General features: G+C 64.8%; 13 protein-coding genes. 2 read left to right on the plus strand and 11 right to left on the minus strand.

Features of this window, described 5'->3' with window-relative positions:
* Positions 1–10 precede the first annotated feature (10 nt).
* Positions 11–568: a class IV adenylate cyclase gene (cyaB, locus tag ABZ470_RS26250; protein ID WP_362914503.1), complete on the plus strand. Its 558-nt coding sequence runs from the start codon at positions 11–13 to the stop codon at positions 566–568.
* Positions 569–757: 189 nt separating this feature from the next.
* Here the strand turns inward: cyaB and ABZ470_RS26255 are convergent, their stop codons facing one another.
* The 9 genes from ABZ470_RS26255 to ABZ470_RS26295 form a co-directional block, all read right to left on the minus strand.
* Positions 758–1,024 (minus strand): hypothetical protein, encoded by a 267-nt coding sequence (locus ABZ470_RS26255; RefSeq protein ID WP_362914505.1) that lies wholly within the window; start codon positions 1,022–1,024, stop codon positions 758–760.
* 55 nt (positions 1,025–1,079) lie between these two features.
* Complete coding sequence (locus tag ABZ470_RS26260; protein ID WP_362914507.1) at positions 1,080–1,376, minus strand: hypothetical protein; 297 nt, start codon at positions 1,374–1,376, stop codon at positions 1,080–1,082.
* Positions 1,377–1,410: 34 nt separating this feature from the next.
* Entirely contained in the window at positions 1,411–2,382 is a 972-nt protein-coding gene (locus tag ABZ470_RS26265) for a peptidoglycan recognition family protein (RefSeq protein WP_362914509.1), read from the minus strand.
* Between the two features lie 63 nt (positions 2,383–2,445).
* Positions 2,446–2,742 carry a hypothetical protein gene (locus ABZ470_RS26270; protein WP_362914511.1) on the minus strand — a complete coding sequence of 99 codons (297 nt, stop codon included), beginning with the start codon at positions 2,740–2,742 and terminating at the stop codon, positions 2,446–2,448.
* Positions 2,735–3,406, minus strand: coding sequence for a hypothetical protein (locus ABZ470_RS26275; protein WP_362914513.1), 672 nt, complete (start codon positions 3,404–3,406; stop codon positions 2,735–2,737). Before ABZ470_RS26275 ends, ABZ470_RS26270 begins: the two co-directional genes overlap by 8 nt.
* Before the next feature lie 22 nt (positions 3,407–3,428).
* Positions 3,429–6,215 (minus strand): hypothetical protein, encoded by a 2,787-nt coding sequence (locus ABZ470_RS26280; protein ID WP_362914515.1) that lies wholly within the window; start codon positions 6,213–6,215, stop codon positions 3,429–3,431.
* The gene (locus ABZ470_RS26285; RefSeq protein ID WP_362914517.1) at positions 6,193–6,360 is read right to left on the minus strand and encodes a hypothetical protein; all 168 of its coding nucleotides are present in this window, start codon (positions 6,358–6,360) and stop codon (positions 6,193–6,195) included. The genes ABZ470_RS26280 and ABZ470_RS26285 overlap by 23 nt, the downstream gene beginning before the upstream one ends.
* Complete coding sequence (locus tag ABZ470_RS26290; RefSeq protein ID WP_362914519.1) at positions 6,360–6,833, minus strand: hypothetical protein; 474 nt, start codon at positions 6,831–6,833, stop codon at positions 6,360–6,362. The genes ABZ470_RS26285 and ABZ470_RS26290 overlap by 1 nt, the downstream gene beginning before the upstream one ends.
* Positions 6,834–6,837: 4 nt before the next feature.
* Positions 6,838–9,555, minus strand: coding sequence for a hypothetical protein (locus ABZ470_RS26295; protein ID WP_362914521.1), 2,718 nt, complete (start codon positions 9,553–9,555; stop codon positions 6,838–6,840).
* Positions 9,556–9,788: 233 nt separating this feature from the next.
* Between ABZ470_RS26295 and ABZ470_RS26300 the strand changes: the two genes are divergently transcribed.
* A complete protein-coding gene (locus ABZ470_RS26300) occupies positions 9,789–10,589 on the plus strand; it encodes a hypothetical protein (protein WP_362914523.1) in 801 nt (266 codons plus the stop codon).
* A gap of 109 nt (positions 10,590–10,698) precedes the next feature.
* Here ABZ470_RS26300 and ABZ470_RS26305 read toward each other — a convergent pair whose 3' ends face one another.
* Positions 10,699–11,454: a hypothetical protein gene (locus ABZ470_RS26305; RefSeq protein WP_362914525.1), complete on the minus strand. Its 756-nt coding sequence runs from the start codon at positions 11,452–11,454 to the stop codon at positions 10,699–10,701.
* Between the two features lie 115 nt (positions 11,455–11,569).
* The gene (locus ABZ470_RS26310) at positions 11,570–13,942 is read right to left on the minus strand and encodes a hypothetical protein (protein ID WP_362914527.1); all 2,373 of its coding nucleotides are present in this window, start codon (positions 13,940–13,942) and stop codon (positions 11,570–11,572) included.
* Between the last annotated feature and the right edge of the window lie 10 nt (positions 13,943–13,952).

The following is a 13,952-nucleotide window of genomic DNA, read 5'->3' on the forward strand; positions in this document are numbered from 1 at the left end:
AAGGATCACCGTGAAGTACACCGAGGTCGAGCAGAAATACGCGCTGTCCGATCCGGAAGCCCTGAAGACGAAGCTGAAGGGCCTTCACGCGGTGCCGGGCACCGCGACCCGTCAGATCGACTCCTACTTCAACGCACCCCACCGCGACTTCCTGAAGCCTGAGGTCGTCTCGGAGTGGCTGCGCATCCGCGAAAGCGACCGCGGCGCCTCGGCCAACTTCAAGGTGTGGCACCCGATCGAAGAGAAGATCAAGACGCACGCCGACGAGTACGAAACCGCCGTCGAAGACCCGGAGGCGATCCGCCTCATCCTGGCCACGCTCGGCTTCACGCCTCTGATCACGGTGGACAAGACCCGGGAGGAGTGGATCGTCCCCGGCCTGGTCGCCGTCGCCTTCGATACCCTCGCCGACGTCGGCACGTTCGTCGAGTTCGAGTTCAAGGGCGCGGCCGACAGCATCGACGATGCTACCGAGCAACTCGACGCCTTCATCACCGCATTGGACGTGCCGCTGGGCGAGCGCATCACCCGGGGTTACCCCCACATGTTGCTCGGCCGCGACCACTGATTACAAGATCATGAGCAAGGAACGGGCCGAGTTTCAGCTAACGCAATAGATCGCCTACCAGCGAATTGGCCAGCTGGCCAACCTGAGCTAGGTCGTTCCTGACGGCTTTGAAGCCCGACCACAAGAAACACAAAAACGCCCCATTCCTCCCCGATAGGGAGGAATGGGGCGTTTGCGTTGCAGGCGAAATTACCGCTGGCTGGACGGTAGGTCCGGCCGCGGGGTGTGCCGCGCCTTCCACCCGGCGACAGCTGCCAGCGCGGTCGGGACCAGGGGCAGGATGATCGCCTCGATCCAGTCAGGCAGGAACGCGATCATCGACGGGGCGTCGGCGACAGCCTGTAGCGCTGCCATTCCGGCGACACCAGCCAGGTAGGACACCAGGGTCATGGCTTTGACCTTGGTCTCAACCGGCGGCTTGGAGTAGGAGAGCTTGGGGTCTGCGTGAGCGTTCATTCGCCCTTCCTTCGGGGGTAATCCGCCATCGCGGCGGGAAGGTTCGGATTGAAAATCAGCGACGGGGCGGCCACGACCATTGGCCGTGGTCTGGGCCTTCGGATCGCGACGTCGCCCAGTAGGAGTGGTTGCCGTCCAGGAACACCTGAAGGTTCACGACCCGCTCGGCGCCTTCGAACGTCCGGACGACTATCGCCGGGTAGGTCTCGCCAAGCTCGACGGGGGAACGGACGACGCCCTGTCCTCCGTAGCTCTGCCTCGACTCCAGGTTGATCATGCTGACGTCGTGGCCAGAGAGCTTGTAGTGAACGATCCGGCCGATCGTTGGCGTCGGATTCGTCTCGGTGGACATGTGCCCCCTCAGAGGGTTGAAATCGGAACCGCTATTAGCGTGCGAACATCGAGATCTTCGCCATCGACACCTTCTCGACGACCGCCGTGGCGATGTCCTTTCGTGGGTTGATCACACGGAGACGAAGTTGGTTCTTCGTGTTGAGCGCGAACTGGCCGCCCATTGACTGCTCCACCCGGCCGTTGACGTCCGCTCGGAAGCTCAGCCGCCAAGCGTCGTCCTCGAACGTCTTGCCGTCTCGTGAGTAACGTGACCACGCCACGTCTATCTCCGCGCCCGGGGGCAGACCACCGACCTTCACCAGGCCGTCCACGATGCACCAGCGGCTCCCGCTGGCCAGGACCGCTACTCCGTCTTCGCCGTGTGCGTTCGGATCGTCGGTCCACTCGGTGTGCCAGCGCACCGCCAGCTCACCACCGGCCGGGATGATCTGGTTCTGTCCGGCTCCCAGAGAAATGATCTCGGGCACGTCTTCCTCCTGTTGTGTCGTGGTCTTGCCGGGGTCGTTGATTTGGTGGGCGACGTGCGCCCGGAAGGCGGCCATGTTGAGGCTGTGCGGGTCAGGCTTCTGCGTGTTGACTTCCTTGTGGCCAACAACCCGAGACGCGGGCAGGTCAAACTCGCGGCATAGCTCGGCGCACAGCGCGTAGTAAGCGTCAAGCTGTACCTGCGGCCACGGGCTGCGGCCGTCGTTCTCGGCCTCAATGCCGACCGACGCCGAGTTGGTGTGGTGCACGCTGGTGCTCGGCGCATTGTGCCAGCATCGCCCGGCGGCGACGACCCAGATCCGACCGGTGTGCTCCAGCCAGAAGTGGCTCAGCGGCCCCTCCAACCCGAGCCGGCCGTTCACCACGATGTGCCGGTCGTTCCACCCAGCGGTGTGGTGCGCCACCACCCCCTGAACGAAGAGCTGCGGTCCGTGTCCGCGGGACTTCCAGCCGCCGACCTCGGTGACTGGGAAACCGGTCCTCCGGGCGACGTCGGCGAGTTGCGTAAGCCAAGGCATCAATCCTCCTGGAACTCTGTAGGTCCGTCGAACACACCCGTTCGACGAGAAAGATGATCAGTGTCAGCCGCGGGTGAGCTGGATCAGCGCGATCACTGTGCCTGCCACGGCCACCAGCACGGTGACGATGGCGATGATCTGGCGGGTGCGCTCGGCGAGCTGGGTACGGCTGACGCAGTTCTTCTCGACCTCGGCCAGCCGGTCCTCCAGCTCACCAACCTGCTTGACCAGCTCGGCGTGCCGGTCATCGACCTGGTCGAGCCTCTGCAGGATCAACGCGTTTTGCCCGTTGACCTGAGCGAACCCAACCTCCACCAACCGGCGCAGCTCAGCCAGGGACAACGCAAGGTTCTCATCCACTGGCCACCCCCCAGGGCTTACGGCCCATCCACGTCGCTGGCGGCTTCGCCTGATACGACGGCACGATGGGAATCTGCTGGTTGTCGCGATACCAGGCCACCGCCAGGCGGCGCGCCTCGACCCGAGCGGGGTCCAGGCGGGTCAGAGCCTTGACCGGCTCTAGTGGATCTTCCGGTGCGACGGCGTTGATGCCGACATAGGCCATGACGTCCTGGCGTACTTGCCGGTCTTCAGCCACCATCCGCACCCGGTGGGTTTTGACGGCCTCGATGCGTACCCGGTGCGCCGCCAGTCGGTCAACGTCGGAGACGCCTGGCGTCCAGCATGTCGGCAGGCCGTGGGTGTCGCGTAGTACTTCAGCCGCGCCTGGCTGGAAGCGGGCCATGGCGTCGTTCGGCGATGGGATCCATGGTTCGTGCAGCACGATGTCCAGCAATGTCGTCGTGTCGTCCGGGTCGATACCGTATTCAGCGCACCGCCATTCCCATGTCGAGTGCGGAATGATGTGCATGCGCGCTGTGCCGTCTGGCCCCACGCGGCTGATGCCCCAGATTGGTTCGGCTCCATCGTGTTCGGTGCGGCTGGCTTGTTCTCCTCCAGCCTGCAGCAGGCTGGTGGTGCTGTAGCCGAGCTCGGCGTCCCATATGGTCCAGGTCTCCGCCACGATCAGCGGTCCCCTCTCGTGATCAATGGCGGTGAGCCCACCAGTAGAAGCCCTTGCCTGAGTACACGCCGCCGCCTTGCGACCAGGCGAGGGAGAAATCGGTCTGGTTGCTCAGGTCCTCGCACCAGTAGAAGTTCGCCTTGACGGCGCCGTCACGGACGACGGCGACGGGCCCCATGTTGGACGCCATGCTCGGCCCGTAGTGGATGGTGACGCCGCCGTAGTCCGGCGGTACCGTGCCTGATCCGGCGTGCACTGTGTCGTAGGGGTCAGCGGTGTTGGTGTCCCAGACGCGGCCGCGCAGGTACCAGCGTCCGGAGCTGTTGCAGTGGATGTAGGACTGTGACGAGGCGTATCCGTCGTCGTATCCGAATCGGCCGTACGACTCGGCGACGTCCAGTCCGCCGCCCTTGCGGGTGGAGAAGGAAGAGTCGCGGATGCCGAGGCGTACCAGGCCGGCGGCGACCTGAAGTTCCGCGCGGGCGGTGCCGGAGGAATTGGTGCCGCTGGTGATGAAGGTCGTGGTTTCGCCGGGGTAAAGCCCATCCACGGCGTAGAACCTGCTGTAGTTGCTGTTCCCCGCTGGGTAGAACCGAAGGTCCAAGGTGCTGCTGTCGAGCACAAACCGTTGCCCTGCGGCCGCTGATCGAACGATTGAGCCGGTGATGGTTTTGCCGCTGATCGCATCGGCTGCGATCTTGTTAGCGGTGATCGCGTTCGCGGCGATCTTGTCCGCTGTGATCGCGTTCGCGGCAACGTGCCCGGCTTGGATCGCGCCTGCGGCTACCTTGTCCGCTGTGACAGCGTTCGCGGCGATCTTGTCCGCCTCAATCGCGAGCGCCCGGATCAGGCGGCCGGTGATGGAGTCAGCGGTGATCTTCGCGTCAGCAGGAATCGACCCCGAGATGATGTGCTCAGCGCCGTCGATAACCTCGCCGATGAGATCTGTGTCCACCAGCGGCAGCGTCGCGATCGACGCCGAGTTCGACGGGCCCGACTCGTTCCTCGACCGGTCAACAGCGGTGAACCAAAACGTGCGAGTGGCACCGTACGGCTGGTCTGGAACAACGATCGCCCCGGCCGCGTCGAGGTAGCCGACCTCGACCGCAGGCTCCGGTGTGAGTGGGTTGTCCATCCAGATCCGTAGCCGCTCGAAGTCGCTCGGCATCAGCACCCCGCCACCGCCGCGCCCATCCCAGGCGACGTGAATCACGCCCAACCGTGTGGAGAGCTGCGGCGCGGTCGGTGTCGGAGGTGGAGTCGCGTCGTCAGGTATCAGCGTGACGACCTGGGGGCAAAAGTCGCCCTTCACCCCAGCCGAGAGCGCCCGGACCTTCCACCCGTACTCCCAGCCGACCACCAGCGGCGAGACCGTCGCTTTCGTGTCTCCCGCCGCGGTCTGCGCGACCATCAGCCACAGCTCCCCCGGCAGGTTGCGCCGGGCGTACACCTCGTACGCATCGACGCTGAGCGCGACCCCGTTCGCATCGGAGGCCACCGCGCTCCACGTCACTGTGGCCTGCCCGCGCGCGTACCCGTGCTCATCCAGGTAGGCGTCCGCCGCGACGACGAGCCCCTGTGGCGCGGCCGGGATCCGATTGTTCGTCTCCGGGGCTGGCTCACCACCTGAACCGCCCGACCCCACCCCGCCGTCAAGAATCCCGGCGGCCTGCCTGGCCAGCCTGATCTCCCTCTCCAGGAAACGATCGTTCAAGACAATGTTGCCGCCGACCTGGCCGTCCTTGTCCACTGACAATGTGATCTGTCGCAGGCGGAGCGACTCCATCGTCCCGCCGTCGCCCGGCGCAAGCAGGTAGTCCCCTGGCTGGTAGTGCTCGAACGGCAGCCAGCGCGCGTGGTCGAACAGCATGCCGCGGGTGACCTGGACCCGCTCCCGGCCGACCCGATCCAGTGCGTTCTGGCCCAGCAGCCTCGCGGTACCGGCGTCCGAGACACCGTTCTGCGACTGGTAGGTCTCCCACCTGCCCCACGGTGCGACAGCGGCCGGGTTGGTCACCTCCACCGAGAGACCGGATTCGCCGCCGATGAGGATGGCGGACACGGCGTCCTCCAGCGTTCCCGTGTCCGGAGCTTCGGTGATGTCACGGCCGAGACGTAGGTCAACCGGTGAAGGACCAGATGCGTGGTCCGTGCCGAGCATCGCGTCCGGGTTAAATACCTGCAGCTCGCGGCCCTGCATCCGCCAGTCGATCACACCCTGCTCGCCCAGGTTGATCAGGACGCTCAGCAGGTCCTTGCCCGGCTCGATCGCCAGCGTCAGCCGCCGCGTGCTGTCCCACTCCTTGTTGTCGCTGTCGCGGATGTCGGAGAAATGGTAGGTCAGGCCGGACAGCGCGCCTCGCGCCTTGCCCTCCTGAATGAACGTCGCGAGGATCGCCCCGGCGCTGACCGCGTTGAACTGGCGTTTGCCGTCCACCATCGCGCTGTTGGGGTACAGCACGACCTTCCTCAACAACCACGCCCAGCCGGGCAGATCATAGGACCGGGAGCCGGCTCGGTCCGCGCTGTCGCCGCTCCGCTTGATGCGCAAGAATCTCGCGTTGGGCGGCTCCACCCATGAGCCGCCGTTCGCCGCGTACTCCACCGCGACCTCGCAATGCCCGGCGATGAGGTCGGCGTTCAGCCCGCCATCCGGGTACGTCACCTTGAGGCTGGACACGTCGTTCAGCGGATCGCCCAGCTCGAAGCCGCTGTGGTGAGGCAGCACACCCAGTCGGTCGCGATTCGGCTCGTACGCCACCAGCCGTAGCGCGAACGTCGCGGGCTCACCTGGGATGATCACCTGCACCGCTGGCCTCCCTCAGTAGTTCGTTGATCTCGTCGCGCTGCTGATCGACCGCCGCCGACAACACGGCGTTCTCGTACGTCAGGTCCTCAATGCGGCGGCGCAGCACGGCGATGATCCGGCCCGGCTCGACCACCAGGTCTTCCATCACGCACTCGCCTGCAGGAGCGCCCGCTGCTGCTCCAGTCGTGTGGCGGCGGTCTTCACCGGATCGATCCCCACGTGCGATCTCAGCGGGTCGAGCACATCGGCCGCCTTCCGCGCAACCGCCGTACGAGCCTTCGGTGCAGCTGTTGTGACGGTCGCGTGGTTCCGCTTGCACCGCTCGACCCGCTCCAGGACGGCGGCGCGGGCCTGCTCCCCTGACATCTGCCACGGATTGCCCTCGAGCAAGGTCGGCTCGTAGATCGGATGGACGGCGCGGTGCATGAGCACGTCGATCACCTCGTCTGTCGAGGTCAGCCCGCACGCCACGGCAGTGGACTCGATCGCCGCCTTCGGCAGAAATACCGCCACCGTGACATCATCGGCGGCCCGAGTCAGCGTGATTTCCCACGCCTCGATCCGACCGGACTCATCGGCTGTGTCGATCACCTCTGTGACCTGCCAGTCATCCGGCACCTTGTCACCTCCAGGCCCAGATGTGGAACGTCCGCGTCGGCGGCGAGGTCCCGGCGGACGGGTCGAAGAAGAACAGGTCGCTGTTAGTGCGGCTGAAGAGCTGCATGGTCGTGGTCTGCTCGGCGACGAACGTGACCTTCGGCACGGTCGGGAAGGTGAAACCGAGTGCCACCTGGTAGTAGGTGGCGCCTCTGGACACTGACAGCGACAGCATGATCAAGCCGGAGTCGTTCGCGTATAGCCAGGTCCCTCGGTGAAACGTGCCTGTCTGGTCGAACACGAGGAGCTGGTCCTGCTGCGTCGGGTGCATCCACCCGATCGACGCCTGGCTCTCGACGGCCGACACCGCGCCGCCGCGCCGCTCCCCGTTCGACGGGTTCAGGATGGCCGCCTGCCAGAAGCCGGCCGCGTGGGTCAGGCGACACATCGCGGTGCTCGCCTGGTTGGTGCCCGACTCCATGACCAGGGTCGCCTCCCCTGTGAAGCGGGAGCCGTCGCTGTAGATGCGCGACTGGTTCGTTCCGCTACCCGGGATGAAGCGGATCTCTGGAGCCGCCGTGCCTGCGGGGTTGACCACGATCCGCGCGCCGGTCACCCCCGATGCGAGCTGGCCGACGATGGACACCGCGCCGGTGGCGGCCGAAATGCTGGCGGTCTGCTGACCGGAGCCGTTGAACGCCACCAGGCCCGAGCTGTTGAGCTCAACCCGCGCACCCGACGCACTGCCCGCGACGACCCGCGTGGACAGCGTCAGCACAGCGGCAAGCTTGTCGGCAACCACCGCGCCAGCCGTGATGTGCTCGGCCTCGACCGACCCAGCGGCCAGCTTGTCGGAGGTGACCGCGTTCGCGACCAGCGCGCCCGTCGTAATGCTCTCGTTCGCGGCGTCGCCCTGGACGAGCTGCACCGCGGCGATCGTCGCCGACGCGGACGAAGCCGACTCATTGCCCGACCGGTCAAGGGACGTGAATCGGAACTGCCGGTCGGAGCCGTACGGCAGGTTCGGGACGAGGATCGCCCCGGCCTCGCCCAGCACGCCGATCTCCGACCAGCCGGGCGCGAGCGGGTCCTGCATCCACACGCGGACGTGCAGGAAGTCGGGCGGCATCGGCACCGAGCCAATCCCGAGCCCGTTCCACGTGGCCCGGACCACGCCGAGACGCGTGGAGAGTTGCGGCGCGGTCGGCACGGGCGGCGCTTCGTCGTCATCGGGGATCGTCACCGCGACCTCGGGCGAGAACGGTCCGGCCTTGCCGAGGTTCACCGCCCGGACTTTGAAGGCGTACGACTCACCGATGACGAGCGGCGAGTATGTGGCCGTGGTGTCGCCCGCCTCAGTCGAGGTGACGAAGAACCACGGCGCGCCCTCCTGGTTGAGCCGCACGAACAGCTCGTAGCCGCCTACGTTCAACGCGACCCCGCCGACGTCGGCGGTGACCGCGCCCCACGAGACCGTCACCTGCCCATGCGGCAGGCCGTGCTCGTCGATGTACGGCAGCGGGTGCACGACCAGCCCAACCGGGGCCGTCGGCGTGCGCGGCTCAGGCGCTTCCGGGGCTGGGCGCGCGCCGGACCCTCCGTCCGCCGTCGAACCGCCGACGATCCCTGCCGTCCGCCTGGCTAGGCGGATGTCCCGCTCCAGGAACCGGTCATGCAGGACCAAGGACCCGCCGACCACACCCATTGAGTTGCGCGCCAACGTCACCTGCCGGACCCGCAGAGGCTCCAACATCCCGCCGCCCCCGGGCGCGAGCACCCGGTCACCGGGCCGGTAGTTCTTCAGCGGCAACCAGCGTGCGCCGTGCAGGACGATGCCGCGAGTCCGCTGCACCCGTTCAGCTCCGGCGCGCTCGAGCGCGGACCGCGCGAGGATCGTCGCAGTCCCCTCGTCGGAGATGCCGCCCGCGCCCACGTACTGCTCCCAAGGCCCCCACGGCTGGACAGCGGCGGGGTTGGTGAACGTCTTGACGAGCCCGTTGTCTCCGACGATGAGCACCGACGACGCCGTGTCCTCCAGCGTGCCCTCGTCGGGCGCTTCGGCGATGTCGCGCCCGTACCGCAGGTCCACCGGGCTGGCCCCGGACGCCAAGTCGCGGCTCATCATCGTGTCGGCGTTGACCACCTGGACGGTGCGGCCGGACATGCGGAAGTCACACACGCCCTGCTCGGCAAGGTTCTGCAGCGCCGTCAGCGCGTCCATGCCCGGCTGGTAGTAGATCGTGATGATCTTGTCCCACGACTGACCTGCGCTGTCCTCCTCCGGGGTGAAGTCCCATTGCAGACCCGGCACCGCGCCCCGACCTTTGGCCTCAGCGATAAACGTCTGCAGGATCTCGCCCGCTGTCGCGCCGAGAAATGCCCTCTTGCCGTCCACCAACGGCGCAGGACCGGGATAGAGCACGATCTTGCGGAGCATCCACACGAAGCCAGGCAGCTCGAACTGGACCAGCCCCGTCTGGTCGGAGCCGTCTCCGCGGCGCTTGATGCGGAGAAACCGCGAGTCCGGCTCTTCGGTCCACATGGTGCCGTCCACGCTCCACTCGACGGCGATCTCGCACGGCTGATCGAGCAGGGCCGCGCCGGTCGCCATGGTGGTGTAGGCCAGCTTGAGCGACGACACGTCGTTCAGTGGCCAAGCAACCTCGACTGATAACGGTTGCGGAAGCACACCAATTCGGCTGCCAAACGGTGTGTAGACCATGAGCCGCAGATCGAAGGTCATGTCAGACCTCCTCCTTACGGAAGAACGTGCTCGCAGAACGACTGACTATGACGGCCTCAATGGGCTGAGCCCCTTGCATAGCAACATGGGCTAGTCGCCGACTAGATCGCGGGCAACGTCCGCAGGGTCCACCTGATACGACATTGTTACTAAGCGACTGCCCAAACACCAGAGGATAGCTGGATCATATTATTGTGAATGGAGATCGCCCACTTTTCACAACAGGACGTACCGTGACAATCGTCGCGATATTTATCATCGTTTCGGGGATTGTCGTCCTTTTAGCAACGGCCATGGATTTAATGCCCCCTTGGTGGGCATGGGTGAAGAAATTCACCGCGTTGGTTTCCTTGATCGCGGCATCCGGATCCCTTCTTGGAACCGAGCGCATGCTAACAGTCCGCGAGACCATCAAACGCGGTACAAAGGATGCTGGACAACGCTTGATCCAGGGAGCCGGGGAGATTTTTTCCGGCTACTTTCGCGTCGAGGGGAGCGCACTGGCGAGGCGAGGCGCCATGAAGACTGGCCAATACAAGCGGGCCAGACGGGAAGCGGCGAATAAAAAAATTATTGTTGATCCAGAAACCGGAAAGGTCCAATGGCCGAACATCTGGGATCAGCAACTCATGGACAGCGTCAGTGAGTTCAAGGAGTCGCGTCTCTACTGGGTATTTTCTATCATTCGGCTAGCAGCATGGGGTTCCATTCAATTCTTTGGATGGCGAGCAATTTTCGACCAGGTCAGCCCCCCCAACAATGTTCCATTGATCATCTTTGCATGGGTATATCTGATTTTGATCGGCTTCCCAGGGGGCGCACTACTCGCATATGTACTGGCGTCAGCAATCGCCACTTTTACAACTACAATAATCGGCTCACTTCTCGGATTGATCTTTCATTTCGTAGACATGCTCATCATTCGCCCCGCGTCCTGGGCCGCCCAACAGGAGACAATCGTTCGCCCTCTCGCCATAGCATTATTTATAATGAGTGGAATAGCATCTATTCAGGATACCATCTTCGGCACATGATTTCACATATAAATACCCACGGAATACGCAAAGCTTATTGAGCAATCAAGATCGACGGATGCTTCGCCATTCGATTTCAGAAAGCAGGAGCGTATTGTGCTACTGCGGGTCAAAGGTAAGCACGCTTCGCTCGGATCTCGACCTGTGATGCGATTGTCGTACTGGTCGCGGACGTAGAGATTAGCACTGCGCGGGAGAACGGATCGCTCACCGCTAGCGCAGGCGTCAGATGCAGCCACCTGTATTGGCTACCGGGGCCGATCGTGTCAATCTGCCCTGTGATGTCCATACCGGCAGCCAAGTCCCACGTATCGGTCGTCACCTTCGCTGCCTGCATTCGACCGCAGTCAATCAGCAGCCGCTCCCCCGTCAGCAGACCGCCAGCATGAAGTACCCAACCTCCTGTGGCCACGTCGCCGATGGACGGCTGTACTGCCGGACCAGTGAAGCGCACCAACGCGTCCACAATCGGCCCCGTCGAGCCTGCGAGTGTGGTCACCGCTTGAGCGAGTTGGTTTGGAGCTCCCAGCCAGGTGGATTCGATCTCATCCCGCCACAGTGCCCCCGGTACCTCAACCACCGCCGTGAGCCGGGTGGTGGCGGCACCTGTGTTGACTTCGGGCTCGGACGTAGCGGTGATCGTCACGTCTGCGACGCGGACGAGCGAACCGGCCTGGTAGCGCAGCTTCATCAGCCGATGCCGCGTTCCGAGGAGCGCCGTCAGCGCTTCCAGGTTGCGTTCCATCTGCTCATAGCCGCCGTCCGCTCCCGCGGGGGTGGCCGACGTGACCTTGAACATCAGGCCGAACGTCGTGGCCTCCAGGTCGAGGCCGACGACCGGGATGTCACCGTGCCGGCCTGGCACGCTGACCTTGACGGCCCGCGCGCCAGGCAATGGCCTGCGCTGTGTCCCCCTTTTGAGACGCCAGCAACCCGCGGGATGATCGAGTGGCACCCCGTCAAGTGAGTAGCTCGGCACCTTAGATCACTCCCATCGCGCCGACGTACTGGAGCGACCGGTTCACGGTTACTGACGTAGGCTCGGCCTGCGGGAAATGGTTCGTCACGTTCACCACCGTCCGCGACATGGATCTACCGCCGCCAAGCCCCTCTGGGATGTTCACTCCGGGTACGGGCAGGTTCGGTAGTGCGGTCTTCGCCGCGAGCGAGGTCACCTTGCTCAATGAGCTAGTGACGAGTCCAGCGGTCTTATCAACGCCGACCGCCAGGCCCTGCATCATGAATCGGCCGATGGCGGCGAAGACCTTCGACGGGCTTTTGATCCCGAGCGTGGACTTCACCGAGTTGACGATTCCGGAGAAGAAGTTGCTGACGTTGGCGTAGAAGGTACTGGCCATTGACTGGATGCCTTGCCAGACGCCGGACACGATGTTCCGGCCGATGCCGGCCATGGTGCTACCAATGCTGGACACCGCCGACGTGATCTTTCCGGGTAGGTCGCGGAACCAGCCGACCAGGGTCGTGCCGATCCATCGGCCGATCGCGTTGACCATGTCCGGAATGATCGAGTGGCCTACGAGCACGTCGTACATCCATCGGAAGATGGCCACGGCGTTGTCGATGTAGGGCTTGATGGAGGCGACGACTTGGCCGACCACCGCGCCGAACTTCAGGAAACCGCTGGCCAGGTTGCTCAGCCAGCTGATCATGGGAATGATCGCCGGGATCGCCCTAGAAAGGATCATAACGCCCAACTCTGTAAGAATTGGAAGCAATGGCGTTATCGATCGCATAAGGGATAAAAAGGCAGGAACGAGCTGATCACGCACCGCCGGGATCAGATCCAAGATCGGCGGCAGGAGCTGCTGAACGACGACAGCCGCGAATTGACCGAAGGCAGCATAGACCGGCTGCATAAGCGGACTGAGCTGGGCAAAAGCAGATGAAATGGACGACAGAGCGGGACGCAGCGCGTCGGCGAGTGCGGAGACAACCGGCGTAAGAGCGGCCGAGAGGTTTTGCAGGGCAACGCCGAAGACCTGACCGACGATCCCGGCCAGCTGACCGACTACGGGAAGCAGCGGAGCGGCGGCGGCGAGGGCCGCCGAGAGCCCTTGGCCGAGCGCGAGGAGCCCAGCCCGGAGCTCGGGTGACGCGAACGCTTGCGCGAGCATCCGCGCGACCACGGTCAGCCCGGGACCGAGCGCGGCCAAGGCTGGGCCGAGCGCGCTTACCGCAGCGGCCAGCCCTGGGCCGAGGGCGACCGCGATGGAGGCGACATGCGGCGCGACCTGCGCTAACGCGCCTCCGAGTGCCTGAAAGATCGGCATCAAGGCGCCGCTGACCTGCGACAACGCCCTGAAGATCGCGATCAGCGATTTCTGGCCTTCGGCGCTCGCCAGAAAAGCGTTGAGCCGATCAAGGAGCTGGCCCAGCACGCCGAGCGCGCCCGACCTGCCAGCGGACATCGCCGAGAAGATCGACTTGACGATGCCGAGCACGTCGCCGCCGACCTGGCCGAGCTGCCGGAACACCCCCAGCGCGCCCTGCATCCAGTTAAAAGCGGTACCGCTATTAGCGGCGTTGGAAAGAAACTCGCCGAACCGCTGCGCTACCGACGCGATTCCCGGCGCCAGTCCGGACGAGAAGGACAGGCCGACCACGGCGATGTCGCGGAACCCGGCCAGTACCGGCTCGATCGCGGGCCGGACGTCCGCGACCGCCGATCGCAGTGATCCGAAGACCGACGAGATCGCGGACACCGTCGCCGACGAGGAAACGAACCGCGCCACCTCCACACCGGCCAGACCGAACTCCCGCGATACCCCCTGCATGCCGGACTGCAGCGGACCGACCACAGCAGCCGCGACCGCTCGGACTTGGCCAGCCAGCGGCGCGAAAAACCCATCTTGCACGGCGCTTCGGAGCTCGTCGATCGCAGGCTTGACCGAGTGCAAGTCACGTGCTGCGACCTGCGCCGCAGGTGAGAGACCCTTCAGGGACTCCTCGTACTTTTTTTGATCACCTCCCAGGGCCGCTTTGAAAGCGTCATCAACGCCGAGCACCGCCACCTTGAGGGTGGCCAGCGCGCCGACGCCCAGAGCAACCGCTCCAGGTAGTGCAGCAACGATGCCGCCAGCCGGGGCAAGCGCTGCGGCGAAGCCGACTGCGGTTTGCGTGGCGGCCGCCATCGACGCCGCCAGGGTGGCCGCTTTGAGCGCCGCGGCGGTGAACTGGAGGCTCATCGACCCGGCTGACTTGGCCAGGCCGCCCGCGTCGATGTCGAGTTTCTTCGCGGAGTCCCGCATGAAGGTCATGAACCGGCGGACAGTGGCCGTGCCCCGGTCCTTCACGTTGATCTCGGCGAACAGCTCCCCGACGTTCAACGCCATCGGTCTCACC

The sequence above is a fragment of the Streptosporangium sp. NPDC020072 genome (assembly GCF_040631445.1).
In the GTDB taxonomy this organism is placed as follows: Bacteria; Actinomycetota; Actinomycetes; order Streptosporangiales; family Streptosporangiaceae; genus Streptosporangium.

Bases quoted from the DNA above. Each gene is read 5' to 3' on its own strand.
- ABZ470_RS26295 (WP_362914521.1), bottom strand. From the start codon at position 9,555: ATGACCTTCGATCTGCGGCTCATGGTCTACACACCGTTTGGCAGCCGA.
- ABZ470_RS26310 (WP_362914527.1), bottom strand. From the start codon at position 13,942: ATGGCGTTGAACGTCGGGGAGCTGTTCGCCGAGATCAACGTGAAGGAC.
- ABZ470_RS26255 (WP_362914505.1), bottom strand. From the start codon at position 1,024: ATGAACGCTCACGCAGACCCCAAGCTCTCCTACTCCAAGCCGCCGGTT.
- ABZ470_RS26265 (WP_362914509.1), bottom strand. From the start codon at position 2,382: ATGCCTTGGCTTACGCAACTCGCCGACGTCGCCCGGAGGACCGGTTTC.
- ABZ470_RS26285 (WP_362914517.1), bottom strand. From the start codon at position 6,360: ATGGAAGACCTGGTGGTCGAGCCGGGCCGGATCATCGCCGTGCTGCGC.
- ABZ470_RS26260 (WP_362914507.1), bottom strand. From the start codon at position 1,376: ATGTCCACCGAGACGAATCCGACGCCAACGATCGGCCGGATCGTTCAC.